This window comes from Pseudomonas sp. HY13-MNA-CIBAN-0226 (assembly GCF_040310305.1).
Lineage (GTDB): Bacteria > Pseudomonadota > Gammaproteobacteria > Pseudomonadales > Pseudomonadaceae > Aquipseudomonas > Aquipseudomonas gregormendelii.
On sequence record NZ_JBEOPS010000189.1, the window covers coordinates 1 to 279 of the forward strand.

The 279-nt window shown below is 52.3% G+C and carries 1 pseudogene; it reads left to right on the top strand.

The window, feature by feature from the left end:
• Positions 1 to 279 (top strand): annotated as a pseudogene (locus AAEZ05_RS28345) (hypothetical protein); the annotation flags it as partial.

Sequence of the window (279 nt, forward strand, 5' to 3'; positions counted from 1 at the left end):
CTTCCTTGTCAGTGTCGGTCTTGATTATCTATCACTCGCCCGCTCTGCCGAAACCTTATCAGGCGGTGAAGCGCAACGTATTCGTCTTGCCAGTCAAATTGGCGCGGGTCTGATGGGCGTGATGTATGTCCTTGATGAACCATCAATCGGTCTGCATCAGCGCGATAATGATCGCTTGCTAAAAACCCTCACGCGCTTACGTGATTTGGGCAATACCGTACTGGTCGTGGAGCACGATGAAGACGCCATTCGCCAAGCGGATCACGTCATCGATATCGG